At 72.2% G+C, this 25,219-nt stretch carries 27 protein-coding genes; 18 read left to right on the top strand and 9 right to left on the bottom strand.

What is annotated here, in order from left to right; all coding sequences use genetic code 11:
- Positions 1–38 precede the first annotated feature (38 nt).
- A complete protein-coding gene (locus ABZZ74_RS34545) occupies positions 39–494 on the bottom strand; it encodes an ATP-binding protein (RefSeq protein WP_356771794.1) in 456 nt (151 codons plus the stop codon).
- A 212-nt stretch (positions 495–706) separates the two neighbouring features.
- Between ABZZ74_RS34545 and ABZZ74_RS34540 the strand changes: the two genes are divergently transcribed.
- Together ABZZ74_RS34540 and ABZZ74_RS34535 are read left to right on the top strand one after the other, a co-directional pair.
- Positions 707–1,567: a helix-turn-helix transcriptional regulator gene (locus ABZZ74_RS34540; protein WP_356771792.1), complete on the top strand. Its 861-nt coding sequence runs from the start codon at positions 707–709 to the stop codon at positions 1,565–1,567.
- Positions 1,568–1,577: 10 nt separating this feature from the next.
- Entirely contained in the window at positions 1,578–1,805 is a 228-nt protein-coding gene (locus ABZZ74_RS34535; protein ID WP_356771790.1) for a DUF397 domain-containing protein, read from the top strand.
- A 63-nt stretch (positions 1,806–1,868) separates the two neighbouring features.
- Here the strand turns inward: ABZZ74_RS34535 and ABZZ74_RS34530 are convergent, their stop codons facing one another.
- On the bottom strand, positions 1,869–2,996 hold the full coding sequence (locus ABZZ74_RS34530; RefSeq protein ID WP_356771788.1) for an 8-amino-7-oxononanoate synthase: 1,128 nt from the start codon (positions 2,994–2,996) through the stop codon (positions 1,869–1,871).
- Positions 2,997–3,143: 147 nt separating this feature from the next.
- On the opposite strand from ABZZ74_RS34530, the gene bioB reads away from it, so the two are divergent.
- The 4 genes from bioB (at position 3,144) to ABZZ74_RS34510 (ending at position 7,139) form a co-directional block, all read left to right on the top strand.
- The gene (gene bioB, locus ABZZ74_RS34525) at positions 3,144–4,331 is read left to right on the top strand and encodes a biotin synthase BioB (RefSeq protein WP_356771786.1); all 1,188 of its coding nucleotides are present in this window, start codon (positions 3,144–3,146) and stop codon (positions 4,329–4,331) included.
- Complete coding sequence (locus tag ABZZ74_RS34520) at positions 4,324–5,604, top strand: adenosylmethionine--8-amino-7-oxononanoate transaminase (protein ID WP_356771784.1); 1,281 nt, start codon at positions 4,324–4,326, stop codon at positions 5,602–5,604. The genes bioB and ABZZ74_RS34520 overlap by 8 nt, the downstream gene beginning before the upstream one ends.
- A gap of 1 nt (position 5,605) precedes the next feature.
- Positions 5,606–6,328 carry a dethiobiotin synthase gene (gene bioD, locus ABZZ74_RS34515; protein ID WP_356771782.1) on the top strand — a complete coding sequence of 241 codons (723 nt, stop codon included), beginning with the start codon at positions 5,606–5,608 and terminating at the stop codon, positions 6,326–6,328.
- Positions 6,329–6,431: 103 nt separating this feature from the next.
- On the top strand, positions 6,432–7,139 hold the full coding sequence (locus tag ABZZ74_RS34510; protein WP_356771780.1) for a class I SAM-dependent methyltransferase: 708 nt from the start codon (positions 6,432–6,434) through the stop codon (positions 7,137–7,139).
- On the opposite strand, the gene ABZZ74_RS34505 is transcribed toward ABZZ74_RS34510, so the two are convergent.
- Entirely contained in the window at positions 7,140–7,514 is a 375-nt protein-coding gene (locus ABZZ74_RS34505) for a fic family toxin-antitoxin system, toxin component (RefSeq protein WP_133047586.1), read from the bottom strand. It lies immediately after the preceding gene.
- A 4-nt stretch (positions 7,515–7,518) separates the two neighbouring features.
- Positions 7,519–7,758, bottom strand: a complete 240-nt coding sequence (locus ABZZ74_RS34500; RefSeq protein ID WP_356771778.1) for a toxin-antitoxin system HicB family antitoxin — start codon at positions 7,756–7,758, stop codon at positions 7,519–7,521.
- Between the two features lie 205 nt (positions 7,759–7,963).
- Here ABZZ74_RS34500 and ABZZ74_RS34495 point away from each other — a divergent pair, with 205 nt between their 5' ends.
- The 9 genes from ABZZ74_RS34495 (at position 7,964) to mug (ending at position 17,670) form a co-directional block, all read left to right on the top strand.
- A complete protein-coding gene (locus ABZZ74_RS34495) occupies positions 7,964–8,788 on the top strand; it encodes an ABC transporter ATP-binding protein (RefSeq protein ID WP_356771776.1) in 825 nt (274 codons plus the stop codon).
- 4 nt (positions 8,789–8,792) lie between these two features.
- Positions 8,793–11,360: an FtsX-like permease family protein gene (locus tag ABZZ74_RS34490; protein ID WP_356771774.1), complete on the top strand. Its 2,568-nt coding sequence runs from the start codon at positions 8,793–8,795 to the stop codon at positions 11,358–11,360.
- Between the two features lie 73 nt (positions 11,361–11,433).
- Positions 11,434–11,859 carry a GNAT family N-acetyltransferase gene (locus ABZZ74_RS34485; RefSeq protein ID WP_356771772.1) on the top strand — a complete coding sequence of 142 codons (426 nt, stop codon included), beginning with the start codon at positions 11,434–11,436 and terminating at the stop codon, positions 11,857–11,859.
- A 177-nt stretch (positions 11,860–12,036) separates the two neighbouring features.
- Entirely contained in the window at positions 12,037–13,380 is a 1,344-nt protein-coding gene (locus ABZZ74_RS34480) for a hemolysin family protein (RefSeq protein ID WP_356771770.1), read from the top strand.
- A complete protein-coding gene (locus ABZZ74_RS34475; protein WP_356771768.1) occupies positions 13,377–14,390 on the top strand; it encodes a hemolysin family protein in 1,014 nt (337 codons plus the stop codon). The genes ABZZ74_RS34480 and ABZZ74_RS34475 overlap by 4 nt, the downstream gene beginning before the upstream one ends.
- 64 nt (positions 14,391–14,454) lie before the next feature.
- Entirely contained in the window at positions 14,455–15,237 is a 783-nt protein-coding gene (locus ABZZ74_RS34470; RefSeq protein ID WP_356771766.1) for an SGNH/GDSL hydrolase family protein, read from the top strand.
- A 6-nt stretch (positions 15,238–15,243) separates the two neighbouring features.
- Complete coding sequence (locus ABZZ74_RS34465; RefSeq protein ID WP_356771764.1) at positions 15,244–15,585, top strand: DUF4326 domain-containing protein; 342 nt, start codon at positions 15,244–15,246, stop codon at positions 15,583–15,585.
- Between the two features lie 73 nt (positions 15,586–15,658).
- The gene (gene purB / locus ABZZ74_RS34460; protein ID WP_356771762.1) at positions 15,659–17,101 is read left to right on the top strand and encodes an adenylosuccinate lyase; all 1,443 of its coding nucleotides are present in this window, start codon (positions 15,659–15,661) and stop codon (positions 17,099–17,101) included.
- Entirely contained in the window at positions 17,098–17,670 is a 573-nt protein-coding gene (gene mug / locus ABZZ74_RS34455) for a G/U mismatch-specific DNA glycosylase (protein WP_356771873.1), read from the top strand. The genes purB and mug overlap by 4 nt, the downstream gene beginning before the upstream one ends.
- On the opposite strand, the gene ABZZ74_RS34450 is transcribed toward mug, so the two are convergent.
- From ABZZ74_RS34450 to ABZZ74_RS34440, 3 genes are read right to left on the bottom strand one after another with little or no spacing between them, the layout of a single operon-like run.
- A complete protein-coding gene (locus tag ABZZ74_RS34450; protein WP_356771760.1) occupies positions 17,648–18,061 on the bottom strand; it encodes a hypothetical protein in 414 nt (137 codons plus the stop codon). The two genes, mug and ABZZ74_RS34450, sit on opposite strands and share 23 nt — an antisense overlap.
- 41 nt (positions 18,062–18,102) lie before the next feature.
- On the bottom strand, positions 18,103–18,825 hold the full coding sequence (locus ABZZ74_RS34445) for an ABC transporter permease (protein ID WP_356771758.1): 723 nt from the start codon (positions 18,823–18,825) through the stop codon (positions 18,103–18,105).
- A 2-nt stretch (positions 18,826–18,827) separates the two neighbouring features.
- Entirely contained in the window at positions 18,828–19,748 is a 921-nt protein-coding gene (locus ABZZ74_RS34440; protein WP_356771756.1) for an ATP-binding cassette domain-containing protein, read from the bottom strand.
- A 108-nt stretch (positions 19,749–19,856) separates the two neighbouring features.
- On the opposite strand from ABZZ74_RS34440, the gene ABZZ74_RS34435 reads away from it, so the two are divergent.
- The 3 genes from ABZZ74_RS34435 to ABZZ74_RS34425 all read left to right on the top strand — a co-directional run bounded on the left by ABZZ74_RS34435 (position 19,857) and on the right by ABZZ74_RS34425 (position 22,960).
- A complete protein-coding gene (locus ABZZ74_RS34435) occupies positions 19,857–21,011 on the top strand; it encodes a histidine kinase (protein ID WP_356771754.1) in 1,155 nt (384 codons plus the stop codon).
- Positions 21,012–21,025: 14 nt separating this feature from the next.
- Positions 21,026–21,685 (top strand): response regulator transcription factor, encoded by a 660-nt coding sequence (locus tag ABZZ74_RS34430; RefSeq protein WP_356771752.1) that lies wholly within the window; start codon positions 21,026–21,028, stop codon positions 21,683–21,685.
- A gap of 87 nt (positions 21,686–21,772) precedes the next feature.
- Positions 21,773–22,960: an ROK family transcriptional regulator gene (locus ABZZ74_RS34425; RefSeq protein WP_356771750.1), complete on the top strand. Its 1,188-nt coding sequence runs from the start codon at positions 21,773–21,775 to the stop codon at positions 22,958–22,960.
- 433 nt (positions 22,961–23,393) lie between these two features.
- Here ABZZ74_RS34425 and ABZZ74_RS34420 read toward each other — a convergent pair whose 3' ends face one another.
- Both ABZZ74_RS34420 and ABZZ74_RS34415 read right to left on the bottom strand, forming a co-directional pair.
- On the bottom strand, positions 23,394–24,155 hold the full coding sequence (locus ABZZ74_RS34420) for a GntR family transcriptional regulator (RefSeq protein WP_356771748.1): 762 nt from the start codon (positions 24,153–24,155) through the stop codon (positions 23,394–23,396).
- A 148-nt stretch (positions 24,156–24,303) separates the two neighbouring features.
- Positions 24,304–25,188 (bottom strand): RNA polymerase sigma-70 factor, encoded by an 885-nt coding sequence (locus tag ABZZ74_RS34415; protein WP_356771746.1) that lies wholly within the window; start codon positions 25,186–25,188, stop codon positions 24,304–24,306.
- Between the last annotated feature and the right edge of the window lie 31 nt (positions 25,189–25,219).

The raw sequence follows: 25,219 nt of genomic DNA, 5'->3' as shown, positions 1-25,219 counted from the left end.
GCTGTGAGGACCGGCCGTGGAGACGCCGCCGTGGGCTTCTACGGCTCTTGCTGCCCCGCCGTGACGGGCTGCGCCGGTACGGACCAGGGGAGCTCGATGGAGACCGTTTTGCCGCCCTCCCTGGTGGGCCGGACCAGCAGTCTGCCGCCGCACTCGGCGGCCAGCCAGCGGATGATCACCATGCCGCGGCCGTTGTCCTGCTGCACGGCGGCCGGCAGCCGCTTGGGGAAGCGCGGATGGCTGTCGGTGACCCCGATGGACAGGTGTTCGTCACGGTCGAGGCGGATGTCCACCGTGAAGGTGGGGGACTGACCGAAGGTGTGCTGTACCGCGTTGGTGGCGAGTTCGGAGACGATCAGGCGGATGGTGTCGGCGATCTCCGTGTCGGCCCCCAGCCCCCACTCCACGAGGGTCGTGACGACAAAGCTGCGGGCCGCGGAGACCGAGGCCGGCTCGCTCGGCAGAGTGACGGATGCTTCCAGATGGTCTGCCATGACGACGTCGTCCCTTTCCCACGGGACCGGAGTCCGACACGGAGCGGATGGTTCGAGTACGGTCCCGGACTGGTGCTTCTTCGCCAGACTGCCATTACCGCGCCGGTCACGGTGCCGATCCACCAAGATATGCATATATCTGTCGCTCAAAGCGGTGAACTCTGCGACGAGAGACCGTATTTGGGTGGCCCGGAAGGAGTAAGGAGTAGCGCATGCTGCACGGTCCCGCGGTGCGCCGTCGGAAACTGGGCACCGAGCTGCGTGCGTTGCGCACGAGCGCGGGGCTCACCAGCGGTGAGGCGGCCCGGCTGGTGGGCTGGCACCAGTCGAAGGTGAGCCGTATCGAGACCGGCTCAAGCGGGGTCAAACCGGCCGACGTGCGGTTACTCCTGGACGCCTACGGCGTTGCCGACGCCCAACTGCGCGAGTTGCTGCTGGCGTTGGCGGGGACCGACGAGGGCGCGGGCCGGCATCACTGGTGGCACGCCTACCGGGGGGTGCTCCCGCCGACCTACCGCGACTTCATCAGCCTGGAGTCCCAGGCGAGCGCGATGCGCACCCTGGAGACCTCGGTCGTGCCCGGGCTGTTGCAGACGCCCGAGTACGCGCGGGCGGTGACCCGGGCCGTCGTCGGCGGTCTGGACGACGAGCGGCTGGACGCGCTGGTGGAGGTGCGGCTGGCCCGGCAGGACGTGCTGCGGTCGGATCCGCCGCTGGAGCTGAGCGCGATCCTCGACGAGGCGGTGCTGCACCGGGAGATCGGCGGCCCGGACGTCATGGCCCGCCAGCGGCAGCAGCTGATGGAGGCGGCGCGGCTGCCCCAAGTGCGGCTCCAGGTACTGCCGTTCACTGCCGGGGCCCATGTGGGCATCACCGGGCCTTTCGTAATCTTCTCATTTTCGAGCACTTCTGATCTGGATGTGGTTGTTCTCGACCACTTGACGAGTAGCCTCTACCTCGAGCGGAAAGAAGACCTCCAGGCCTATACGGAGGCCTTCAACACCCTTCGGATCCACGCCCTTTCGCCCGAGGACTCGTTGGATTACCTCGCCGGTCTCGACGACGGCGCGTGAGGAGGCACCCATGACCGCACTGCCTCGGACCCTTCCCACCAGCACCGACCTGCACGGCGTGCGGTGGCTGCGCAGCAGTTACAGCACGGGAGCGAACAACTGCGTCGAGACGGCGCTGCCGCACTCCGGCCCGGCGGCCGGGCTGCTCGCGGTGCGCGACTCCAAGGACCCGGCCGGACCCGCGCTGCTCTTCTCCCCCGAGAGCTGGACGGACTTCACTGCCGCGTTCCGGTCCTGACCACCTGCCGAACAGTTTCTGATCGGTTTTGATCGGACGAGGCACGGCCGTGTCCACGCCGACTCATGGTCGCGTTTCGCCGATCACCCGCACAGCGCGTTCCAGCTGCGCCTCGGAGAGGTCCGCGCGGGCGGTGAGCCTGAGCCGGGAGATGCCGTCGGGCACGGAAGGAGGACGAAAACAGCCCACGGCGAGGCCTGCCGTACGGCAGTCGGCCGCCCACCGCACGGCCCCCTCCGGGGACGGCGCGCGCACCGAGACGACCGCGGCGTCGGGACGTACCGCCTCATGGCCCGCGGCGGTCAGCCGTGCGTGCAGTTCGGCGGCCACCTCACGGGCCCGTGCCGCCCGTTCCGGCTCACGGCGCAGCAGCCTGAGCGCCGCAAGTGCCGCGCCCGCCGCCGCGGGGGCGAGGCCCGTGTCGAAGATGAACGTCCTGGCCGCGTTGACCAGATGGTCGATGACCCGGGCCGGGCCCAGGACCGCTCCGCCCTGGCTGCCGAGCGACTTGGACAGCGTGACCGTGACCACCACGTCCTCGGCGCCCGCCAGGCCCGCCGCCTGCGCGGCACCCCGGCCGCCGTCGCCCAGGACGCCGAGTCCGTGGGCGTCGTCGACCACCAGACCGGCGCCGCGCTCCCGGCAGGCGGCGGCGTACGCGTCCAGCGGAGCGGCGTCGCCGTCGACGGAGAACACCGTGTCGGACACGACGACTGCGGGGCCCTCACCCGTCCGCAGCGCCTTGCGCACCGCCTCCGGGTCGGAGTGCGGCACCACCTGGGTGACGCCCCGGGCCAGTCGGCAGCCGTCGATCAGCGAGGCGTGGTTGCCCGCGTCGGAGACGATCAGCGAGCCGTGCGGGGCCAGCGCGGTGACAGCGGCCAGGTTGGCCGCGTAGCCGGAGGAGAAGACCAGTGCCGCCTCGAACCCGCAGAAACCGGCCAGCTCCCGTTCCAGCTCGGTGTGCAGTTCCGTGGTGCCGGTGACGAGCCGGGAACCGGTCGAGCCGCCGCCCCAGGTGTGCGCCGCCGCGGCCGCCCCTTCTACGACCTCGGGGTGATGCGCCAGTCCCAGGTAGTCGTTGCTCGCGAGGTCCAGCAGCGGCGAGTCGGCCGGGCGTGGCCGCAGGGTCCGTACGAGTCCGGCGCGGCGGCGCAGCTCCGCCTGCTCGTCGATCCAGCCGAACGCCATGGCTCCTCCGGGGATTTTGTAGGCAGTGGACAGACACTAATCGCACGGGCCGCACCCCATGGTGTGGCAATCCACACACGGCGAAGTCCGGCTCTTGTTCAATCTCTCCTTGGCCCGGGACGGGTCGGTAAGACAGGATCGGCTCTCATGGACCTGCTGAACACGCTGGTGGACAAGGGGCTTCGGCGCGAGCTGCCGACCCGCGAGGAAGCTCTGGCCGTCCTCGCCACTTCCGACGACGACCTGCTCGACGTGGTAGCCGCGGCCGGAAAGGTGCGCCGGCACTGGTTCGGCCGGCGGGTGAAACTGAATTACCTCGTCAACCTCAAGTCCGGCTTGTGTCCCGAGGACTGCTCCTACTGCTCCCAGCGCCTCGGGTCCGACACGGGCATCCTCAAGTACACCTGGCTCAAGCCGGACGAGGCCTCCAAGGCCGCGGCGGCCGGCCTGGCGGGCGGCGCCAAGCGGGTGTGCCTGGTGGCGTCCGGGCGCGGTCCGACCGACCGGGACATCGACCGGGTCGCGGGCACCATCAAGGCGATCAAGGACCAGAACGAGGGCGTCGAGGTGTGCGCCTGCCTGGGTCTGCTCTCCGACGGCCAGGCCGAGCGGCTGCGCGAGGCGGGCGCGGACGCCTACAACCACAACCTCAACACGTCGGAGTCGACGTACGGGGACATCACGACCACGCACACCTACGCCGACCGCGTCGACACCGTGACCAAGGCACACGCGGCCGGTCTGTCGGCCTGCTCGGGTCTGATCGCCGGCATGGGCGAGAGCGACGAGGACCTGGTCGACGTCGTGTTCTCGCTGCGCGAGCTGGACCCGGACTCCGTTCCGGTCAACTTCCTGATCCCGGTCGAGGGCACCCCGCTGGCCAAGGAGTGGCACCTCACCCCGCAGCGCTGTCTGCGCATCCTGGCGATGGTGCGGTTCGTCTGCCCGGACATCGAGGTGCGCATCGCGGGCGGCCGCGAGGTCCATCTGCGCACCCAGCAGCCGCTCGCGCTGAACCTGGCCAACTCGATCTTCCTCGGTGACTACCTGACCACCGAGGGCCAGGCCGGCCAGGCCGACCTGGAGATGATCGCGGACGCCGGGTTCGAGGTGGAGGGCACCGACCAGGTGACCCTGCCGGAGCACCGGGTGACGGTCGGCGGCAGCTGCGGCTCGCACGAGAGCGCGGGCTGCGGCTCCCACGACGGCGCCGGGTGCGGCTCGCACGAGGCCGGCGGGGTGTGCGGTACGGCGGCGGTCGCGGCGGAGCCCCGCACCGACCTGGTCGCCGTGCGCCGCCGCGGTGCCGGGACGGACCTCGCGCCCAATGCCTGACCTGCCCGTCCCCGAGCTGCTGGAGCTGGACCGGCGGCACGTCTGGCATCCCTACGGGCCGATGCCCGGCCGGGCCGAACCGCTCGTCGTGGAGTCGGCGAGCGGGGTACGGCTGCGGATGGCGGACGGCTCGGGCGAGCTGGTCGACGGCATGTCGTCCTGGTGGTCGGCGATCCACGGCTACAACCACCCGGTGCTCAACGAGGCCGCGCGCGAGCAGCTCGGCCGGATGAGCCATGTGATGTTTGGCGGGCTCACCCACGAGCCCGCCGTACGCCTCGCGAAGCTCCTTGTCGACATGTCTCCTGACGGTCTGGAGCATGTCTTCCTCGCCGACTCCGGCTCGGTGTCGGTCGAGGTCGCGGTCAAGATGTGCCTGCAGTACTGGCGTTCCCTCGGTCGGCCCGCGAAACAGCGGCTGCTGACCTGGCGCGGCGGTTACCACGGCGACACCTGGCAGCCGATGTCGGTGTGCGATCCCGAGGGCGGGATGCACGAGCTGTGGACCGGGGTGCTGCCGCGCCAGGTGTTCGTCGACCCGCCTCCGGCCGAGTACGAGGAGGCGTACGCCGAGCGTCTGCGCTCCTCCATCGCCGAGCACGCCGACGAGCTGGCCGCCGTGATCGTCGAGCCTGTGGTGCAGGGCGCGGGCGGGATGCGGTTCCACTCCCCCACCTATCTGCGGGTGCTGCGCGAGGCGTGCGACGCGCACGACGTGCTGCTGGTCTTTGACGAGATCGCGACCGGTTTCGGCCGGACGGGCGCCCTGTTCGCGGCGGAGCACGCGGCCGTCACTCCGGACGTGATGTGTGTCGGCAAGGCGCTGACCGGCGGCTACCTGACCATGGCGGCGACCCTGTGCACCGCGCGGGTCGCCGACGGCATCTCGCGGGGCGAGGTCCCGGTGCTCGCCCACGGGCCGACCTTCATGGGCAACCCGCTGGCCGCCTCCGTCGCCTGCGCCTCGATCGGGCTGCTGCTCGGCCAGGACTGGCTCGCGGAGGTCAAGCGCATCGAGGCGGGGCTCCGGGAGGGTCTGGAACCGGCGCGTGAGCTTCCGGGTGTGCGGGACGTACGGGTCCTGGGCGCCATCGGGGTCGTACAGCTGGACCACGCCGTCGACATGAAGGCCGCCACGGAGGCGGCCGTGCGCGAGGGCGTGTGGCTGCGGCCCTTCCGCGATCTGGTCTACACGATGCCGCCGTACGTCACCGGGGACGCGGACGTGGCACGGATCGCGCGCGCGGTGTGCGCGGCGGCGCGGGAGGGCTGAGATGCCGGTACTGGTGATCACGGGCACGGGGACCGAGGTCGGCAAGACGATCACGACGGCCGCGGTCGCCGCCGCCGCGGTCGCCGCCGGCCGCTCGGTGGCGGTACTGAAGGCCGCGCAGACGGGGGTACGGCCGGACGAGCGCGGGGACGCGGACGAGGTGGCCCGGCTGGCGGGCGACCTGACGGCGGCCGAACTGGCCCGCTTTCCCGAGCCGTTGGCGCCGGCGACGGCCGCGCGGCGGGCCGGGATGACGCCGGTGCGTCCGCAGGACGTCGCCGAGGCCGCCGCCAAGCTGGCCGCCGAGCACGATCTGGTGCTCGTGGAGGGCGCCGGCGGACTGCTCGTGCGGTTCGACGAGGCGGGCGGGACCCTGGCGGACACGGCGCAACTGCTGCGGGCGCCGGTGCTGGTGGTGGCGACGGCCGGTCTCGGCACCCTCAACACGACGGAACTGACGGCGCGTGAACTGCGGCGCCGGAGCGTGGAGTTGCTCGGCGTCGTCATCGGCGGCTGGCCGGACTCGCCCGATCTGGCGATGCGCTGCAACATCACCGACCTGCCGGACGTCGCCGGAGCACCGCTGCTGGGCGCCCTCCCCATGGGCGCGGGCTCCCTCGCCCCGGCCGACTTCCGCGCGAAGGCACCGGGTTGGCTCGCGTCACGGCTGGACGGCACCTGGGACGCGGAGATGTTCCGGAGGCGGGAGGCGCCCCAGCCGTAGGGGATCGGGGCCGCGACTTCGTCCGGTGACCCGCCACAGAGGGGTGCACGGGGCCCGTTCGGGGGACAATCGCCCTAAGGCCCGTCCTGCGGAGGAGGTCCCCATGCCGCTACGCTCCCCCGGCTCCGGCTCCGTGAAGACGGCCCGGGATCCCGTGCACCACCCGCTGTTCGCCCGCTACTACGCCCGGGTCAGTGTCTCGGCCGAGACCCGGATGGGGATGGGCGCGATCCGTGACCGGCTGCTGGCGGGGCTGTCGGGCCGCGTCATCGAGATCGGCGCGGGGAACGGGCTCAACTTCGCGCACTATCCGAGCACCGTGTCGGAGGTGGTCGCGCTCGAACCGGAGCGCAGCCTGCGGCAGTTGGCGGTCGAGAACGCCCTGCGCGCCGAGGTGCCGGTCGACGTCGTGCCGGCCGCCGCGGAGGCGCTGCCGGTCAAGAGCGAGGCCTTCGACGCGGCGGTGGTCTCGCTGGTGCTGTGCAGCGTGCGGGACGTGCCGCGGGCGCTGGGCGAGGTTCGGCGGGTGCTGCGGCCCGGTGGAGTCGTGCGGTTCTTCGAGCACGGCCGGGGTGGCGGTCCGGCGATGACCCTCACCCAGCGGCTCCTGGACCGCACACTGTGGCCGCCGCTCAACGGCGGCTGTCACCTCGCCCGCGACCCGGTCGCCGCCCTGCGCGCCGCCGGGTTCGAACTCGGCCCCTACCGGCGGCTGCTGATGCCGGAGTCCGGACCGACCCTGCCCACCTCGTACTGCGTGCTGGGCACGGCCTGGCGGCCCGCGGCCGAGGAAGCGGCCGCGGACACGTGATCAGACCGTCCACTGACGCAGCTCGGCGGCGATGTCGTACACCGTCGCCTCGCCGCTCTTGACCAGCCGGGCCAGCTCGCGGACCTGCACGGGCGAGGTGGCCACCTTCAGGCCGCTGGCGACGAGATAGGCGTAGGCGACGGCCGAGGCGAACAGGGCGTTGGAACGCTCCAGCGCCGGGACGTGGATGAGGAGTTGGAGCAGGGAGGCGGCGCGCGCGTGCGGGCTGTCGTAGACGGGCACGTCGAATATCTCCGCCTCGTGGCGGGCGACGGCCGCGACGAGGGCGCCCCAGTCGGTGACCTGGGGATCCCCCGGGGTGTTCTGTTCGGCGAGCATGAGAAGCCAGGCAAGGTCGATTCTGAGGTTGCTCAAGGGATCAGCGGCGACCTTCGCGCGTGCCCTCGTTCTCCCCGTCGAACTCGTCCGCGAAGACCGACTCGTACTGCTTCATGAAGTCGGCCGCGGCCTCGACGAAGGTGTGCCCCACTTCGCCGGTGTCCTGTCTGACCAGTTCCTCTATGTAGCGGTTGACGCTCATCCCGCGGGCCAGGGCGCGCTCGCGGGCGGCGCGGGCGGTGCCCTCGTCCACTCTCACGTTCAGTTGCGTCTTCGCCATACCTCGAAGCTAGCGCCGAGGCGCTAGCGCGGCAAGAGGCACGTGCCCCTCCTGCCCAGGGTGGAGGATGCCCCTTACACCGGTATCGGGGGCCCGACCTGGGGTGGAGACCGGCCCGACCGCAAGGGGGATACCGGGTGTGGGCGGGATCACACTACGCTCGGCCGGGACGCGGGAGTCGACACGTCCTGAGGAGGAAGCGGCCTTGTCCACATCTGCTGCGGAGCACGCCCCCGGCCAGGCGCCGGCCGACGGGATCGCGGCCCGCGCCCACGGGCTGACCAAGGCGTACGGCTCGGGCGAGACGACGGTGCTGGCCCTGGACTCGGTGGACGTGGACATCGCGCGCGGCCGCTTCACCGCCGTCATGGGCCCCTCGGGCTCCGGCAAGTCCACGCTGATGCACTGCCTCGCGGGCCTGGACACGGTCTCGGCGGGTCAGGTGTGGCTCGGTGACACCGAGATCACGGGACTGAAGGAGCGCGAGCTGACCCGGCTCAGGCGGGACCGGATCGGGTTCATGTTCCAGTCGTTCAACCTCATCCCGACGCTCAACGCGGCCGAGAACATCACCCTGCCCATGGACATCGCCGGCAAGAAGCCGGACGAGAAGTGGCTGGACCAGGTCATCGACACCCTCGGTCTGCGGGACCGGCTCAAGCACCGGCCCTCGCAGCTGTCCGGCGGCCAGCAGCAGCGTGTGGCGTGCGCACGGGCGCTGGCCTCGCGGCCCGAGCTGATCTTCGCCGACGAGCCGACCGGCAACCTGGACTCGCGGGCCGGCCTGGAGGTGCTCGCGTTCCTGCGCCAGGCCGTCGACGAGCTGGGGCAGACCGTCGTCATGGTGACCCACGACCCGGGGGCCGCCGCCCACTCCGACCTGGTGCTGTTCCTCGGCGACGGGCGCATCGTGGACGAGATGGAGCGGCCCACGGCGGAGGCCGTACTGGAGCGGATGAAGCGGTTCGACGTCATCCGCAGCCAGGTCGGCGACAAGGACGAGGGCGCGGACACGGACGGACGGGAGTAGGCCGGTGCTCAGGGCGACGCTGCGGAGCTTCCTCGCGCACAAGGGCCGGCTGCTGCTCTCGGCGCTCGCGATCATCCTGTCCGTGGCGTTCGTCGCGGGCAGCCTGATCTTCTCGGACACGGTGACCCGCACCTTCGACCGGCTCTTCCACTCCACCGCCGCCGACGTCACCGTCTCGCCCAAGGAGGACCTGAAGTCCTCCGTGCCCACGGGCGAGACCCGGACCGTGCCCGCCGAGCTGGCGCGGCGGCTGGCGCGGGTCGACGGGGTCGGGTCGACCCACGCGGAGGTGGGCGTCCAGAACGTCACGATCGTCGACCGGCACGACAAGTCGGTGGGACCCACCACCGGCGCACCCACCATCGCCACGGACTGGTACCTGACCGACCGCAGCCCCGTACGGCTGACCTCCGGTCACGCCCCGCACGGCGCGGGCGAGGCGCTGCTCGACGCGGACACCGCCGACAAGAAGCACGTGCGGATCGGCGACCCGCTCACCGTGATGGCCCAGCCGGGCACCTTCCGCGTCCGGGTCGTCGGGATCGCCACCTTCACCACCACCAACCCGGGCGCCGCCCTGGTCTACCTCGACCCCCAGGTGGCCGCCGCCAAGCTGCTCGGCTCCCCCGACCGGGCCACGAGCATCTCCGTGTTCGCCGCGAAGGGCGTGACCGACCCCCAGCTCAAGCAGCGCGTCACCGCTGTGACCGGCACCCGCGACTACGACGTGCGGACGGCGGGTGAGCAGGCCAAGTCCTCGGCGGCGCAACTGGGCGGTTTCCTCGACGTCATCAAGTACGTGATGCTCGGCTTCGCGGGCATCGCGGTCCTGGTCGGCGTCTTCCTGATCGTCAACACCTTCTCCATGCTGATCGCCCAGCGCACCCGTGAACTCGGGCTGCTGCGCGCCCTGGGCGCCGACCGGCGGCAGGTCCGCCGCTCCGTGCTCACCGAGGCGGTGCTGCTGGGCCTGGTCGGCTCGACGCTGGGCCTGGCGGCCGGGATCGGGCTCGCCGCCGGGCTGATCAAGCTGATGGGCACCTTCGGCATGAACCTCACGACGGCCGAGATGGTCGTGGGCTGGGCGACACCGGTCGCCGCGTACGTCGTCGGGGTCGGCGTCACCTTCGTCGCGGCCTACCTCCCGGCACGGCGGGCCGCCGGTGTGTCCCCGATGGCGGCGCTGGCGGACGCCGAGGTGGCGGGCGTCGGGCGTCCCCTGAAGGTGCGTGCCATGGCCGGGTCCGTCGTCGGGGTCCTCGGCGTGGCCGCGCTGGCGGGCTGCGCCGCGTCCTCGAGGACCGCCTCGGCGGCCTCCCTGCTGGGGCTCGGCGTGGTCCTGACGCTCATCGCGACCGTGATCGCCGGACCGCTTCTGGTCCGGCCGATGATCCGGGTGCTGGGCGGGGCCTTCCCCGCGCTGTTCGGCTCGGTCGGCCGGATGAGCCAGCGCAACGCCCTGCGCAATCCCCGCCGTACCGGCGCCACCGCGGCCGCGCTCATGGTGGGCCTCGCCCTGGTGGGCGGGATGTCGGTGGCCAGCGCCTCGATGTCCAAGTCCTTCGACCGGCAGATCGACAAGACGCTCGGCGCCGACTTCATGGTGCAGAACAGCAACTTCATGCCGTTCAACCAGGAGATCACCGACAAGGTACGGGCGACGGACGGCGTCCGTCTCGTCGTCCGGGAGCGCTTCACGGCCGTCGCGGTACGGCTGCCGGACGGCAAACGCGTCGAGACGACGGCCGCGGGCTTCGACCCGAGACTCGACGACGTCGCGCACATCACCTACACCCGGGGCGACACGGCGTCCGCGCTGGCCGACGGCGGCATCGCCATGGACGCGAAGTTCGCCGACGACCACCACGTACGGCTGGGCAGCGTGCTGCCCGTCGAGTTCCCCGGCCGGCAGACCACCCGGGTCCGGGTCGGCGCCCTGACCAACCAGGAGGGCTCCAGCGGATTCGGCACCCAGGGCGGGCTGTACTTCGGCATCGCCACAGTGGAGAAGTACGTGCCGGGCGGGCAGGACACCGTGCTCTACGTCGACAAGGCCGCCGGCACCGGCGCCGACCAGCTGCGCAGGAACCTGGAGACCACACTCAAGCCCTATCCGCAGGTCCAGGTCCGCGACCAGGCCGACTACAAGAAGCTGATCCACGACCAGATCGCCGTGCTGCTCTACCTGGTGTACGCGCTGCTCGGACTGGCGATCATCATCGCGGTGCTCGGCGTGGTCAACACGCTCGCCCTGTCGGTGGTGGAGCGCACCCGGGAGATCGGGCTGCTGCGTGCCATCGGGCTCGCCCGGCGCCAGTTGCGGCGGATGATCCGGCTGGAGTCGGTGGTGATCGCGGTCTTCGGCGCGGTGCTCGGGCTCGCGCTCGGTCTGGTGTGGGGCGTGTGCACCCAGCAGGTGCTGGCCCTGCAGGGCATGAAGGCGCTGGCGATCCCCTGGGGCACGATCGTCGCGGTGGTGATCGGCTCGGCGGTGGTGGGTGTCGTGGCGGCCCTGCTGCCCGCGTTGCGTGCGTCCCGCATGAACGTGCTGGCGGCCATCGCCCATGACTGAAGGAGCCTCCGTCCTGAGCGTCCGGATGCTGGAATTCCGTGTCCCGGCCGGCCGCCGGTGCTGGGATCGCCGTATGACTGAACCGCGCACACGAGCCGCGACATCCGACGACCTCGACACCGTCCTCGCCTTCTGGAAGACGGCCGCCGAGGGCACCAGCATCAGCGACGACCGGGACGGCGTGGAGCGCCTGGTCGGCCGTGACCCCGAGGCGCTGATCCTGGCCGAGCAGGACGGCGAACTGGTCGGCACCGTCATCGCGGGCTTCGACGGCTGGCGCTGCCATCTGTACCGGCTGGCGGTGCATCCTCGGCGGCGCCGGCAGGGCATCGGCTCGGCGCTGCTGGCGGCGGCCGAGGAGCGGTTCGTACGGCTCGGCGGGCGGCGCGGGGACGCGATGGTGCTGGTCCGCAACGAGACGGCGCACCACGCCTGGCGCGCGGCCGGGTACGAGCCGCAGGAGCAGTGGCGGCGCTGGGTGAAGCCCTTCGCCGACTGATGCGCTTTGCCCATCCTTTACCATGGGAGGACCCTTCGGTCCTCGCATCGGGGACCACCCGGTCCTGCATGAAAGGTGTGAGCGTCCGCCCATGGGCGAGCCCCCCAGTAGCACGCGCAGTGTCCGACATCGCGCGATCCTCCCCGCCCTGCCCGACGATGGGACGGAGGTGACCCGATGACCGAAGTGCTCCTGCTGCTGGTGGCGATCCTGCTCTCGCTCGCCTGCGGCGCCTTCGTCGCGGCCGAGTTCTCCCTGACCACGGTCGATCGGGGCGAACTGGAGCGGGCCGTGGAGCGCGGCGAGCGGGGCGCCTCGGGCGCCCTGAAGGCCGTACGGCACCTGACGTTCCAGCTCTCCGGCGCCCAGCTCGGCATCACCGTCACCAACCTGGTCGTCGGCATGCTCGCCGAACCGTCCATCGCCAAACTGATCGCGGGCCCGATCCAGGCGCTGGGCCTGTCGCGCTCCGCGGCCGACTCGATCGCCCTGGTGCTCGGTACGGCGCTGTCGACCGTCTTTCTGATGGTCGTCGGCGAGCTGGTGCCGAAGAACTGGGCCATCTCCTCGCCGCTGGCCATGGCCAAGCGGGTGGGCAATGCCCAGCGCTGGTTCAGCGCGGCCTTCCGGCCCTTCATCACCCACCTCAACAACACGGCCAACCGCGTGGTGCGCCGCTTCGGCCTGGAGCCCGCCGAGGAGCTGGCCTCGGCGCGCGGCCCCCAGGAGCTGGCCGCGCTGGCCCGGCACTCCGCGCGGGAAGGGGCCCTGGAGGCGGACACCGCGGAGCTGTTCGTGCGGACCCTGAACCTCGCCGACCTGACGGCGGAGAACGTGATGACCCCGCGCGTGCAAGTCGTCGCCCTGGACGCGCAGGCCACCTGCGAGGACGTGGCCAACGCGACCCGCGCGACCGGGCTGTCCCGCTTCCCCGTCCACCGCGGCGGCCTCGACTCGGTCGTCGGCATCGCGCACATCAAGGACGTGCTGGCGATACCCGCCGACCGTCGTCTGCGCGCACCCGTCTCCGAGATCATGCGCGAGCCGCTGCTCGTCCCGGAGACACTCACCGTCGACCGGCTGCTCGACCGGCTGTCCGGCAAGCGGACCATGGCCGTCGTGATCGACGAGTACGGCGGCACCGCCGGCGTGGCCACCCTGGAGGACATCGTCGAGGAGGTCGTCGGCGAGGTGCGCGACGAGCACGACCCGCACGAGACACCCGACCTCGCCCCGGCGGGCAGCGACGACGACGGCCGAGCCCTGTACTCGGCCGACGGCTCCGCCCGCGTCGACCAGCTCGCCCGTGTCGGACTCCGGGCGCCCGAGGGGCCGTACGAGACGCTGGCCGGCCTCGTCGCGAGCGAGCTCGGCCGCATCCCGGCCACCGGCGACACCGTCGACGTCGCCGGATGGCGGCTGGACGTGGTGGACGCCTCGGGGCGCCGGGCCGCGCGGGTGCTGTTGCACGCGCCGTTCGACGACAGCGCCGACCGAACCGTCGAGGAGGGTGGGAAGTGACCGCCGTACAGCTGCTGATCGGCCTGCTGACGCTCGTCGTCAACGCCTTCTTCGTCGGCGCCGAGTTCGCGCTGATCTCGGTGCGCCGCAGCCAGATCGAACCGCACGCCGAGGAGGGCGACCGGCGGGCCAGGAGCGTGCTGTGGGGTCTGGAGCACGTGTCCGCGCTGCTGGCGGCGGCCCAGCTCGGCATCACGCTGTGCACCCTGGTCCTCGGTGTCGTCGCCGAGCCGGCCATCGCGCATCTGCTCGAGCCGGTGTTCCACGCCGTGGGCGTGTCCAAGGGCGCGGGACACGCGGTGTCCTTCGTGATCGCGCTCACCCTGGCGACCTATCTGCACATGCTGCTCGGCGAGATGGTGCCGAAGAACGTCGCGCTCGCCGAGCCGGTGCGCAGCGCGCTGCTGCTCGGGCCGCCGCTGGTCGCCCTGTCCCGCGCCCTGCGTCCGGTGATCTTCACGATCAACGCCTTCGCCAACGCCCTGCTACGGCTGCTGCGGGTGGAGGCCAGGGACGAGGTCGCGGCGACCTTCTCGGACGCCGAGCTGGCCCGCATCGTGCGGGACTCGGGCGCGGCGGGTCTGATCGACGACCGTGCGCTGGAGCGGCTGAACGACGCCCTGGAACTGGGCCGGCGTCCGGTGCGCGATGTCGTCCTGCCGCTGGAACGCGTCGTCTACGCGCGCGTGGGGGTCACTCCGGAGGAGCTGGAGCGGCTGTCGGCCGAGTCGGGCTTCTCCCGCTTCCCGGTCGTCGACGAGAGCCGCCGGATCACCGGCTATCTCCATGTGAAGGACGCCCTGGACGCCGTCGGCCGGGACGTGCCGTTCCGGGTGCGCGACATGCGGCCCATCGCGCGCGTACGGGCGGCCACCCCGCTGGACGACGTCCTGACGGCGATGCGCGGCAGCCGTACCCATCTCGCCGCCGTGCTCGGTGACGACGGGCGGCTGGAGGGGCTGGTGACCATGGAGGACGTGCTGCGGGAGCTGTTCGGACAGCCCGCTTGACCCATGGGCACCGGGAGGCCGACCGACCGACGGGTATGGCAAGCGGGTTACCATCTCAACCGCCATGCAGAAGAACCCCACATACACCAGCCTCGTCGCGGTCGGCGACTCCTTCACCGAGGGCATGTCGGACCTCCTCCCGGACGGCTCCTACCGGGGCTGGGCCGATCTCCTGGCCGGCCGGATGGCCGCGGTGACCCCCGGTTTCCGGTACGCCAACCTCGCCGTGCGCGGCAAGCTGATCGGGCAGATCGTCGAGGAGCAGGTCGACGTGGCGGCGGCCATGCGGCCCGATGTGATCACCCTGGTCGGCGGCCTCAACGACACCCTGCGGCCCAAGTGCGACATGGGCCGGGTCCGAGGGCTGCTGACGGAGGCGGTGGAGCGGCTGGCGCCGTCCTGCGAGCAGTTGGTGCTGATGCGCAGCCCCGGCCGGCAGGGCCCGGTCCTGGAGCGGTTCCGGCCGCGCATGGAGGAGCTGTTCGCCACCATCGACGAGTTGGCCGCACGGCACGGCGCCCTGGTCGTCGACCTGTACGGGGCGCCCTCGCTCAGCGATCCGCGGCTGTGGGACGTGGACCGGCTGCACCTGACGGCCGAGGGGCACCGCAGGGTCGCCGAGGCGGTCTGGCAGGCGCTCGGCTACGACCCCGAGGACACCGAGTGGCGCACGCCGGTGCCGGCCACCGTGCCGCCCGGCTGGCTCGCCCGGCGCATCGCGGACGCGCGGTTCGCCCGGCAGCACCTGCTGCCGTGGATCGGCCGCCGCCTGACGGGCCGCTCCTCGGGCGACGGCCGCCCCGCCAAGCGCCCGGACCTGCTGCCCTACGAGGGCCCGGTGGCGTAGACGCTCATGGTGACGCGAGTGATCAACCTCAGGGGCCGCATCCACGACTTCGGCCCCCGGCTGGAACTCGCCCCCGACGGCGTCGTCTACGTCGGCCGCCGCTGGACCCTGGGCGGCTGGGACCTGCCCCGGCACCCGCTATCCAACCCCTTCGCGTACGACACCTCCGAGCGCCGCCGGGACGGCACCCGCGCGGAGGTGATGGCGATGTACCGGGCGTATCTGCTGGAGCGTCCCGAGCTGCTGGACCTGGTGCCGGAGCTGCACGGCCGCACGCTGGCCTGCTGGTGCGCGCCCGAGCTGTGCCACGCGGACGTGCTGGCGGAACTCGCCGATGCCGCACCGTGACGCCGGTCTCGTAGCATCCGACGAAATGGGCCGCGGCGCTGGCCTGCACGAATCGCCAGTAGAATCCATCCACGTGACTTCCGCTCCCGCCAAGCCCCGCATCCCGAACGTCCTCGCCGGACGCTACGCCTCCGCCGAGCTCGCCACGCTCTGGTCGCCCGAGCAGAAGGTGAAGCTGGAGCGGCAGCTCTGGCTCGCCGTGCTGCGGGCCCAGAAGGACCTCGGCATCGAGGTGCCGGACGCGGCGATCGCCGACTACGAGCGCGTCCTCGACACCGTCGACCTGGCCTCCATCGCCGAGCGCGAGAAGGTCACGAGGCACGACGTGAAAGCGCGGATCGAGGAGTTCAACGACCTCGCCGGGCATGAGCACGTGCACAAGGGCATGACCTCGCGCGACCTCACGGAGAACGTGGAGCAGTTGCAGATCCGGCTGTCGCTGGAGCTGATGCGCGACCGTACCGTGGCCGTCCTCGCCCGCCTGGGCAAGCTGGCCGGCGAGTACGGCGAGCTGGTCATGGCCGGCCGCTCGCACAACGTCGCCGCGCAGGCCACCACGCTGGGCAAGCGGTTCGCCACGGCCGCCGACGAACTGCTCGTGGCGTACGGCAGGGTCGAGGAGCTGCTGGGCCGTTACCCGCTGCGCGGCATCAAGGGCCCGGTCGGCACGGCGCAGGACATGCTGGACCTGCTGGGCGGCGATGCGGCCAAGCTCGCCGAGCTGGAGAACCGGATCGCCGGACACCTCGGCTTCTCGCAGGCGTTCACCTCGGTCGGCCAGGTCTACCCGCGCTCACTGGACTACGAGGTCGTCACCGCCCTCGTCCAGCTGGCCGCCGCTCCCTCCTCGCTCGCCAAGACGATCCGGCTGATGGCCGGGCACGAGCTGGTGACCGAGGGCTTCAAGCCGGGCCAGGTCGGCTCCTCCGCGATGCCGCACAAGATGAACACGCGGTCCTGCGAACGCGTCAACGGCCTCATGGTCGTCCTGCGCGGCTACGCCTCCATGACCGGCGAGCTGGCGGGCGACCAGTGGAACGAGGGAGACGTCTCCTGCTCGGTGGTGCGCCGGGTGGCCCTGCCGGACGCGTTCTTCGCGCTGGACGGCCTGCTGGAGACGTTCCTGACGGTCCTGGACGAGTTCGGCGCGTTCCCCGCGGTGGTCGCGCGCGAGCTGGACCGCTACCTTCCCTTCCTCGCCACGACCAAGGTCCTCATGGGCGCGGTGCGTGCCGGTGTGGGCCGCGAGGTCGCGCACGAGGCCATCAAGGAGAACGCCGTCGCCTCCGCGCTGGCGATGCGCGAGCAGGGCGCCGAGCGCAACGAACTGCTCGACAAGCTGGCCGTCGACGAGCGCATCCCCCTCGACCGCGCCCAGCTGGACACGCTGATGGCCGACAAGCTGTCCTTCACCGGCGCCGCGGCCGCCCAGGTCGCCGCGGTCGTCGGCCGCGTCGAGGAGATCCTCAAGCAGCACCCGGAGGCCGCGGGCTACACGCCGGGGGCGATCCTCTGACCCGCTTCACCCAGGAAGAACTGGAGGCCGCGCGCGACCGTCTCGTCCCGGACGTGGTCGCCGACGGCCTCCATGTCCTGTTCTGCGGCATCAACCCCGGCCTGATGACGGCGGCGACGGGCCATCACTTCGCCCGCCCCGGCAACCGCTTCTGGCCGGTGCTGCATCTGTCGGGCTTCACTCCCCGGCTGCTGAAGCCTGCGGAGCAGGGGGAGTTGCTGTCGCACGGTCTCGGCATCACGAACGTCGTGGCGCGGGCGACCGCGCGGGCGGACGAGCTGAGCGCGGAGGAGTACCGGGAGGGCGGGCGGCAGTTGGCGCTGAAGGTGGCGCGGCTGAGGCCCCGCTGGCTGGCGGTGGTGGGGGTGACCGCGTACCGGGCGGCCTTCGACGACCGCAAGGCCCGGGTGGGGCCGCAGGACCGGGTGATCGGGGACACGCGCGTGTGGGTGCTGCCGAATCCGAGCGGGCTGAACGCGCATTGGACGGCGCAGACGATGGCCGAGGAGTTCGCGAGGCTCCGGGTGGCGGCGGAGGGTCAGCCGGTCAGGGCCCTTCGGCGTCGGTGACCGCGGCGAGCAGTCGGGCCGAGTCGGCGTCCTCCCGGTCGGAGACGGTCAGGGTGATCCAGCGCCCGGTCCGGCCGGCCGGCCAGGTGCGCAGGTCGTCCGCCAGCACACTGAGCCGCGCCCAGGGCTCGGCTATCTCCTCGCCGCGTATGAGGCGTTCCCGGAGCGTCGTCGTCCCCCGATGGTCGTGCGTGCCCAGGCGTTCGTTGAGCCGCTCGATCATCGCCACCTCGTAGGCGTACATGTCCTCCGGGCTCGGCCAGGTGACCGGCCCTAAGGGGACCATGAAGTATCCGGGCCCGCCGCAGCCCATCTCCGTCCTGCCGTGCTCCGTGGGGAAGTCCTGGACACACAGCAGGTCGAGCACGGCGAGGTCCCTCACGATGTCCATGTGATCCAGTATTGCCGCCACCACTGACAATTGGTGAGGCGTCAGGCGTCCCGGCGTCGAACGCTCCACGCTCCCGCCACCAGCGCGGCTCCCGCCCACGACGCCGTCACCGCGAGCCCGCCCCACGGTCCGAGGAAACCGCCCCCTTCCGCGTGGAGAACCGCCTGGCCCGCCCGGTCCGGCAGGACGTCCGCCACCGTGCCGGACATGTCCCCGACCACGAACGAGACGATGAGCAGGAACGGGATCAGGACGCTCAGTGTCGCGACACCGCTGCGCAGCACGGCGGTCAGGCCCGCCGCCAGCAGAGCCATCAGCGTCAGATAGACCGCACAGCCGACGACTCCACGCACCTCTTCGCTCCACGTGAGCCCGTCCGCATCCGCCCCCAGCGCCGCCTCCCCGACCACCAGGCTCACACCACCGGTGACCAGCCCCACCCCCAGCACCGGAACGGCGACGGCGACCGCCTTCGCCGCGAACCATTGCCCCCGCCACGGCACCGCGGCCAGCGTGGCGTGCAGCGCGCCGCCCCGGAACTCGGCCGCCACCGCCGTCGTACCGAAGGCGATCGCGGCGATCTGCCCGAAGTTGACACCGAAGAACACCGAGAACAGCGGGTCGAAGTCGGCCCCGTCGCTGTCGGTCGCGGCGAGCGCGGCGAAGAGGGCGGTGGCCGGCAGGACGGCGCACAGAGCGGCGACGAGCGACCGGAGGGTACGGATCTTCAGCCACTCCGAGTGGAGCACGGGTGTGAACGCCATGGTCAGGCCTCCTGGGTTGGTGCGGTGAACTCGGTCTCGGTCCCGGTCAGGTCCAGATAGGCCTGCTCCAAGGTGCCCTCCTCCGCCGCAAGTTCGAGGATCGGGACGCCGACGGCGGAGAGGAGGCGGCCGATGTCGTCCACGCGCGCGTGCTCCACCGTCCAGTGCCCCTGCCCCTGCTCGACGGCTGCGTGGCCGTGGTGCGCGAGGGCGGTGGTGAGTGCCGTGGCGTCGGTCGTGCGGATCCGCACCCGGGGCCGCACGCGCGTGTCGATGAACTCCCGCATGGGGGTGTCCGCGAGCAGTCGTCCGCGTCCGAGGACCACGAGGTGGTCGGCGAAGGACGCGGTCTCGTTCATCAGATGGCTGGAGACCAGGACCGTACGGCCCTCCTTCGCGAGCCGGCGCAGCAACGCGCGGATCCAGATGATGCCTTCGGGGTCGAGGCCGTTGGCGGGTTCGTCGAGCAGGACCACGGCGGGGTCGCCGAGCAGGGCGGCCGCGATGCCGAGGCGCTGCCGCATGCCGAGCGAGTACGTCCGCACCCGGCGCCCGGCGACCGCTGCCAGCCCCGTCTCCTCCAGCACCTCGTCGGCCCGCCGCCCCGGGATGCGGTTGCCGGCCGCCAGGACGCGCAGATGGTCGCGTCCGGTGCGGGAGCCGTGCGCGGCCTGCGCGTCGAGCAGGGCGCCGACGTGGCGCAGGGGTTCGCCGAGTTCGGTGTAGCGGCGGCCGCCGATGGTGGCGGTGCCCGACGTGGGGCGGTCGAGGCCGAGGACCAGCCGCATGGTGGTGGACTTTCCGGCGCCGTTGGGGCCGAGGAAGCCGGTGACCCGGCCGGGGCGGACGCGGAAGGTGAGGTGGTCGACGGCGCGCCGGGTGCCGTGGTCCTTGGTGAGGTCGTGGACGTCGATGCTGGTCATGGCAGCAGCGTGGCCGCCGGGACGGGGCGGTCACCTCCCCCGCCGGTGGTCTTCGTCTCCCCCGCCCGGGGGAGGTCCGGTGTCGGTGGCGGCTGGCACGATGACGAAATGGCCCGCCTTCTGCGCCCGTTGCTCCGGGGGACGACGTACACACGCCTGCTGCACCTGTGGGTGCCGATGCTGGTCGTCAGCGTGTGGCTGTACGTCGACATGTCGAGGTGGTGGGTCCCGGCGGCCGTGCTGGTCCCGGTCGGTCTCGTTCCGGCGGTGCGCATCGGCGAGGGCGTGCAGGCGCGGCTGCTGCTGACGCCCGGTGAGCAGGACCCGGGGATCGCGGTGGGACCGGCGACGACATGGCGGGACCGGCTGCGTACGGTGCTGTGGCTGGAGGTGCGGATGGCGCTGGGAGTACCGGTGGCGTTCGCCTGCGTCTGGCTGCCGATACTCACCCACCAGCTGGTCGAGACCGCCCGCGGACGCGTCCCCGACGACGTCCCGGTCCTCAGCCAGGCCCAACCCCACTGGGCATACGCCCTGTTGGCGCCCGTGCCGCTCATCGCCCTGTACGGGGTCGTCGTCGGCCTGGGCGAGGTCGTCACCGCCGTCGCACGCCGTCTCCTCGGCCCCTCCGCGGCCGAGCGTCTTGAGGCCCTGGAGGCGCGCACCGAGCAACTCCTGGAGCGCAACCGCATCGCGCGCGAACTGCACGACTCCATCGGGCACGCCCTCACGGTGGCCGTGGTCCAGGCGGGCGCTGCCCGTGCCGCGGGCGACCCGGAGTTCACCGGCCGGGCGCTCGCCGCCATCGAGGACACCGGGCGCGCCGCGCTGGAGGACCTGGAGCGGGTGCTCGCGGTGCTGCGGGAGGCGGAGCGGCCGGTGAGCAGCAGGCCCACGCTGGCGGAGGCGGACCGGCTGCTGGAGTCCGCGCGCGGGTCCGGCGCCAAGGTCGACGCCGATGTCTCCGGTCCGCTGGAGTCGATACCGGGCCCCGTCTCCCGCGAGGGCTACCGCATCCTCCAGGAGGCCCTGACCAACGTGCTGCGGCACGCGGGCGCCGTCCCCGTGCGCGTGCGCGTCGAGGTCACGGACGGGATGCTCGCCCTGGAGGTCCGCAATCCGCTGCCCGCCGGTGTGTCCGGTCCGGGCCGGGGCAGCGGGCTGCGCGGGATACGCGAGCGCGCGGCGCTGCTCGGTGGCGGTGCGCGCACCGGGCCCGACGCGGGCGACTGGCAGGTACGGGCGGAGCTGCCGCTCAGTTGATCTACGCTGGCCGGATGCCGGTGACCGTTCTCCTCGTCGACGACGAACCCCTCGTCCGCGCCGGTCTGCGGGCCGTGCTGGAGGCGCAGCCCGACATCGAGGTGGTGGGAGAGGCGGCCGACGGCGCGGCGGTGATCCCGCTGGTACGGCGGCTGCGGCCCGACGTGGTCGCCATGGACGTGCGGATGCCGCTGATGGACGGGATCGAGGCCACGCGCGCGGTGCTGCGCACGGTCGACGACCCGCCGAAGATCGTCGTCGTGACCACCTTCGAGAACGACGAGTACGTGTACGAGGCGCTGCGCGCCGGAGCCGACGGGTTCCTGCTGAAACGGGCGCGGCCGGCCGAGATCGTGCACGCGGTGCGGCTGGTCGCCGAGGGCGAGTCGCTGCTGTTCCCGGCTTCGGTACGGCGGCTGGCCGCCGCCCACGGTGCCGGCGGAAACCGGGAGGCGCGGGCGGTGCTGGAGCGGGCGCGGCTGACCGAGCGGGAGGCGGAGGTGCTGCGGCTGATGGCCCGGGGGCTGTCGAACGCCGAGATCGCCGCCCGGCTGGTCGTCGGCACGGAGACGGTGAAGTCGCATGTCAGCGGCGTCCTGGCGAAGTTGGGGGCACGCGACCGCACCCAGGCCGTGATCGCCGCGTACGAGTCGGGGTTCGTGGCGCCGGGCTGACGGGCCCCGTGGGACACCGGCACTCGCCGGGTTCCGCCGTGACGAGTACGATCCGGCCAACACGCGCACGAGCTGGGAGGACGGACCGTGGGGCGGCTGACCGGCGGGGATCCCTCGCTGCTGCGAAGGATCAACTCCGCGGTGGTGCTGCACGCGCTGCGCGCCACGGACTGCGCGACGCTCACCGAGATCACCCGGGTGACCGGGTTGTCCCGGCCGACCGTCGAGGGCGTCGTCGAAGGGCTGATCGAGGCGGGGTACGTCGTCGAGAAGGCCGCGGACGAGAGCGTGGTCCGGCGTCAGGGGCGACCCGCGCGCCGGTACCGTTTCCGGGCGGAGGCGGGACATCTGCTGGGCCTGGACATCGGCTCCCACCGCGTGGCGGCACTCCTCGCCGACCTGGACGGGCGGGTGCTGGGCGCGGTCTCGAAGGACGTCGACGAGTCGGCGCCGGCCGACGAGCGTCTGGAGCGGCTGCGTACCGCGGTGGCCGAGCTGCTGCGGCGGGCGGGGGTGCCGCGCAGTTCGCTGCGGGCGGTGGGGGTCGCCTCACCGGGGATCGTCGAGGGCGACGGCACGGTACGGCTGTGTGCCGCGCTGCCCGAGTGGACGGGGCTGCACCTCGGGGAGCGGCTGAGCCGGTCCTTCAAGTGTCCGGTGCTGGTGGAGAACGACGCGAACGCGGCGGCGGTCGCCGAGCACTGGAAGGGGGCGGCCACCGAGTCCGACGACGTGGTGTTCGTGCTGGCGGGGCTGAGCCCGGGGGCCGGTTCGCTGATCGGGGGGCAGCTGCACCGGGGGTTCGGCGGGGCGGCCGGGGAGATCGGCGCGCTGCATCTGCTGGGCCGTGAAGCCACGCCGGAGACGCTGCTGTCCACGACCGACGAGCCCCTCCACCCGCTCGACGAGCAGGCCGTCGCCAAGGTCTTCGCACAGGCCCGCGAGGGCGACCAGCGGGCCCGTGCCGCCGTCGAACGCTTCATCCAGCGCCTCGTCCACGACGTCGCCGCCCTGGTCCTCGCCCTCGACCCGGAACTCGTCGTCATCGGCGGCTGGGCGGCCGGCCTCGACGGCGTCCTGGATCCCCTGCGCCGCGAACTGGCCCGCTACTGCCTCCGTCCCCCTAAGGTCACCCTCTCCCTCCTGGGCGAGGCCGCGGTGGCGACAGGAGCCCTCCGTCTGGCCCTCGACCACGTGGAGGAACAGCTCTTCGCGGTGGAGGCCACAGCAACAGCCCGCCGCGGCCCCGGCCCGGGCAAGGCCCTGGGCCCGTGACAGACCTGCGGATGCCCAGAGGCACTGGCCTCCGCCAGCACGCGGCACCGCAGCGAGAGCAACAACACCGCCAGCACCGCCAGCAGCAGGCATCCCAGCGACAGCGTCAGTAACACCCGGAGGCGGGCCCAGCCGCAGGGCCATGCGGCTCAGGAGGCCACGCCGCGTCCTACACCGACTGGGGCCACGCCCCGGCCTTTTGCCGCTCACTGCCGGCGCCGAGCCACAAGCACCATTCCCGCAAGCACCGAACGCGAGCGCAACGCCCGCGTGCCCCCGAGCGACGAACCCGAGCCGATGCCCCGCGCCCGGAGTTGCGCGACCCACCCTGCACGCCTCGGCCCTCGGTACCCAACCCCACGCCCCACGCCGGGAAACGCCGTGCGCCCCGGCGTAGTCGCGGGGCGCACGGCGTGTGTCGGTGCTGGCGGGGTCAGGACGCCTGACGCTCTGGATCCTGGTGGATCTCCACGTTGCCCGAGTCGCCGAACGTCAGCCGGCAGGTGTCGGCGCGGTACGTGGCGACGGAGTACGCGGCGATGCGGCCCTCCGCGAGATAGCGGGTGGTGACGACCAGGACGGGCGCCCCCGGCAGCCGGTCCAGCTCCTTCGCGTCGTCCGCGCGCGCGGAGCCCAGCTCGACCGAGCTCTCCTGCCCCTCCAGCTCCAGCCGCTGCAGCTCACGCAGCACCGCACGCGCGCGTGCCGGTCCGGACGGGGCGTCTATGGCGGAGAGGTCCGGCACCGAGGAGGCGGGGACGTAGAGCAGTTCGGCGGCGACGGGCTGGCCGTGCGAGACCCGGGAGCGGCGCACCGTGTGCACGGCCTCCTCCGGCCCGGTCTCCAGCGCGGCGGCGACGGCGGCAGGCGCGGTGGCCAGGGCGCAGTCGACGGCCTGCCAGACGTCACCGGCGGCCCCCGGCCAGGCGTGCTGCTCCGTGCCCACGGCGACCCCCACGCGCGGCGGGGCGACGGTCGTACCGACCCCGCGGCGGCGCTGCAGCCTGCCCTCCAGTTCGAGCTGCTCCAGGGCCTGGCGGAGCGTCGCGCGCGCGACGCCGAAGCGGGCGGCCAGGTCGCGCTCGTTCGGCAGGATCTCACCGACGGTGAACTCGGAGTCCAGTGCCTCACTGAGCACGGTCTTGAGATGCCAGTATTTCGGTTCCGGCACCGATTCCAGCTGCGTGGTCCCCACCCTGTCCTCCGCAATCGCCGTGGTCCGGCGGCGTTTTAGCGCCCTTGTTTATTAAAGGTTGTTGCACTTCTCTGCGACCATAGGGCGGCCCAAACCCTTGGTCAAGACCAATCCTCGATCCCATAGGACCCGGATAGAGAGCGGTTACCTAACCGAGGGACAGCGACCGCAACTTGTCGGGGTTGCGCATGATGTACACCGCTTGGACACGGCCCTCGAAGACGTCCAGCTGGAAGACGCTGTCGGGCTTGCCGGCGGACAGCGCCACGATCGCGGGACCGCCGTTGAGTTCCATGATGCGGAACGAAGGGTCCGGTACGCCCTTCGCCGCGGCGCCGACGAGGAAGCGGCCCACCTTGTCCGCGCTCTCCAGCACCCGCAGCGGCGCCCGCGCCTTGCCGCCGCTGTCACCCACCAGCCGTACGTCGGGCGCGAGCAGTGCCATGAGCCCGTCCAGGTCACCCTCCCCGGCGGCGGCGAGGAACCGCTCGGTGAGCTCCCGGCGCCGCTCCGGATCGACCTCGTAGCGGGGCCGCCGTTCCTCCACGTGCTTGCGGGCCCGCCCGGCGAGCTGCCGTACCGCCGGTTCACCGCGGTCGAGCATGGCCGCGATGTCGGCGTAGGGGTAGCCGAAGGCCTCCCTGAGGACGAAGACGGCGCGCTCCAGCGGGGACAGGGACTCCAGGACGACCAGGACGGCCAGGGAGACGGAGTCGGCGAGCACGGCCCGCTCGGCGGTGTCCGGGACGGTGGCCGCGAAGTCGGTCACGTACGGCTCGGGCAGCCACGGGCCGACGTACGTCTCGCCCCGCGCCTTGACCTGGCGGAGCCGGTCGATGGCCAGGCGGGTGGTGATTCGCACCAGGTACGCGCGCGGCTCGCGCACCTCGCCGCGGTCCGCGCCGGACCAGCGCAGCCACGCCTCCTGGACCACGTCCTCAGCGTCGGCCACCCGGCCGAGCATGCGGTAGGCGACGCCCAGCAGGACGGGCCGGTGTTCTTCGAAGACATCGGTCTCGGTGTCCGTCGTCACGGCCCCATCCCATGCGACGGATGCGGACATG

Origin of the sequence: Streptomyces sp. NPDC006476 (genome assembly GCF_040612015.1) — a bacterium.
GTDB classification, from domain to species: Bacteria; Actinomycetota; Actinomycetes; order Streptomycetales; family Streptomycetaceae; genus Streptomyces; species Streptomyces griseorubiginosus_B.
The sequence above is the reverse complement of the archived record's forward strand: the minus strand, read 5'-3'. Positions and strand labels throughout refer to the sequence as shown.

Coding starts and splice junctions, on each gene's coding strand:
- ABZZ74_RS34545 (WP_356771794.1), bottom strand. CDS start 494: ATGGCAGACCATCTGGAAGCATCCGTCACTCTGCCGAGCGAGCCGGCC.
- ABZZ74_RS34540 (WP_356771792.1), top strand. CDS start 707: ATGCTGCACGGTCCCGCGGTGCGCCGTCGGAAACTGGGCACCGAGCTG.
- ABZZ74_RS34535 (WP_356771790.1), top strand. CDS start 1,578: ATGACCGCACTGCCTCGGACCCTTCCCACCAGCACCGACCTGCACGGC.
- ABZZ74_RS34530 (WP_356771788.1), bottom strand. CDS start 2,996: ATGGCGTTCGGCTGGATCGACGAGCAGGCGGAGCTGCGCCGCCGCGCC.
- bioB (WP_356771786.1), top strand. CDS start 3,144: ATGGACCTGCTGAACACGCTGGTGGACAAGGGGCTTCGGCGCGAGCTG.
- ABZZ74_RS34520 (WP_356771784.1), top strand. CDS start 4,324: ATGCCTGACCTGCCCGTCCCCGAGCTGCTGGAGCTGGACCGGCGGCAC.
- bioD (WP_356771782.1), top strand. CDS start 5,606: ATGCCGGTACTGGTGATCACGGGCACGGGGACCGAGGTCGGCAAGACG.
- ABZZ74_RS34510 (WP_356771780.1), top strand. CDS start 6,432: ATGCCGCTACGCTCCCCCGGCTCCGGCTCCGTGAAGACGGCCCGGGAT.
- ABZZ74_RS34500 (WP_356771778.1), bottom strand. CDS start 7,758: ATGGCGAAGACGCAACTGAACGTGAGAGTGGACGAGGGCACCGCCCGC.
- ABZZ74_RS34485 (WP_356771772.1), top strand. CDS start 11,434: ATGACTGAACCGCGCACACGAGCCGCGACATCCGACGACCTCGACACC.
- ABZZ74_RS34480 (WP_356771770.1), top strand. CDS start 12,037: ATGACCGAAGTGCTCCTGCTGCTGGTGGCGATCCTGCTCTCGCTCGCC.
- ABZZ74_RS34470 (WP_356771766.1), top strand. CDS start 14,455: ATGCAGAAGAACCCCACATACACCAGCCTCGTCGCGGTCGGCGACTCC.
- ABZZ74_RS34465 (WP_356771764.1), top strand. CDS start 15,244: ATGGTGACGCGAGTGATCAACCTCAGGGGCCGCATCCACGACTTCGGC.
- ABZZ74_RS34450 (WP_356771760.1), bottom strand. CDS start 18,061: ATGGACATCGTGAGGGACCTCGCCGTGCTCGACCTGCTGTGTGTCCAG.
- ABZZ74_RS34445 (WP_356771758.1), bottom strand. CDS start 18,825: ATGGCGTTCACACCCGTGCTCCACTCGGAGTGGCTGAAGATCCGTACC.
- ABZZ74_RS34440 (WP_356771756.1), bottom strand. CDS start 19,748: ATGACCAGCATCGACGTCCACGACCTCACCAAGGACCACGGCACCCGG.
- ABZZ74_RS34435 (WP_356771754.1), top strand. CDS start 19,857: ATGGCCCGCCTTCTGCGCCCGTTGCTCCGGGGGACGACGTACACACGC.
- ABZZ74_RS34430 (WP_356771752.1), top strand. CDS start 21,026: ATGCCGGTGACCGTTCTCCTCGTCGACGACGAACCCCTCGTCCGCGCC.